This is a genomic window from Thiobacillus denitrificans, assembly GCF_001530125.1.
Taxonomy (GTDB): Bacteria; Pseudomonadota; Gammaproteobacteria; order Burkholderiales; family Thiobacillaceae; genus Thiobacillus; species Thiobacillus denitrificans_C.
This window is the reverse complement of sequence record NZ_LDUG01000064.1, coordinates 1-1353: the sequence shown is the minus strand read 5'-3', so window position 1 is coordinate 1353 and position 1353 is coordinate 1. Positions and strand designations below refer to the sequence as shown.

At 62.7% G+C, this 1353-nt stretch carries 1 protein-coding gene; it reads left to right on the top strand.

Annotation, left to right across the window (positions count from 1 at the left end):
- Positions 1-1353 (top strand): MMPL family transporter (locus ABW22_RS16340; protein WP_157648703.1); only part of this gene is annotated, 1353 nt, incomplete at both ends.

The window sequence follows — 1353 nt, the reverse complement described above, 5'->3', positions numbered from 1 at the left end:
CTCGCCCGCCGGGCTGCTGGTCAAGTCCATGCTGCCACGCGACCCGAGCGGTGAAATGGTGAAATTACTTGACCAACTCAACAGCGGCACCCACCCAAAGCTGGTCGATGGTGCCTGGGCATCACGCGACGGTGCGCGCGCCTTGATGCTGATACAAACGCGCGCGGCGGGGTCCGACACCGATGCCCAACAAAGCGCCATGGCGGCCATCCGGCAAGCGTTTGACCAGGCATCCAGCGCAAGCCCTGACGCCAGGCTGGTGATGACCGGTCCCGGCGTGTTTTCCGTGACGTCACGCGACACCATCAAAAGTCAGGTCACCCGCCTGTCCCTCATCAGTGTCTTGCTCATTGCAACGCTGCTATTGCTGGTTTACCGCTCCTTCAGCGCACTGGCATTGGGTTTTTTGCCCGTCATCAGCGGTGCGCTGGCAGGCGTCGCCGCAGTCAGTCTGGGCTTTGGGGCGGTGCACGGCATCACCCTGGGGTTTGGCACCGCGCTGATCGGCGAGGCGGTGGACTATTCAATTTACCTGTTTGTGCAATCCGAACAAAGCGGTGCAGACCAGCAGAACTGGATCAAGCGCTTCTGGCCCACCATCCGCCTCGGTGTGCTGACCTCGATAGCCGGCTTTGCTTCGCTGCTGTTGTCCGGCTTTCCGGGGCTGGCGCAACTCGGTCTGTATGCGATTGCCGGGCTGGTAGCCGCCGCCATAGTGACCCGTTTCGTCCTGCCTCATCTGCTGCCAGCGACATTTCGCATCCGTGATGTAGCGGCCATCGGCGTCGGCCTGTCCCGCCTGACACAGCGCGCCGCTGCGCTGCGCTGGCCGGCCGCGATACTGTTGCTGGCGGCCTGCGCCATCCTCATCCAGAACCGTGCCAGCTTGTTGAATGACAAGATATCGTCGTTAAGTCCGGTGTCGCAGGCCGAGGTGGCGCTCGATGAGCGTCTGCGCGCCGACATGGGCGCACCCGATGTGCGTTATCTGGTGGTGGTATCGGGCACGAGTCGGGAATCTGTATTGCGCTCGTCCGAGCAAGTTTCTGCGGTGCTGCAAACGCAAGTCGATCAGGGCGAACTCGCCAGATTTGAAAGCCCGAGCTTTTATCTGCCCAGCACTGCAACGCAGCGTGCACGCCAGGCCAGCTTGCCCATGACGGCCTTGCTGGAATCGAACCTGGCACAAGCGGTTCAGGGCTTGCCGGTGCGCGCGCAACTGTTTACGCCGTTTCTGGCCGATGTAGCCGCTGCGCGCAGCCAGCCCTTGCTGCAGGCGGCCGACCTGGAACAGACCTCCATGGCCATGGCGGTCGATGCGTTGCTGATTCAGCAAGACCGCCGCTGGACGGC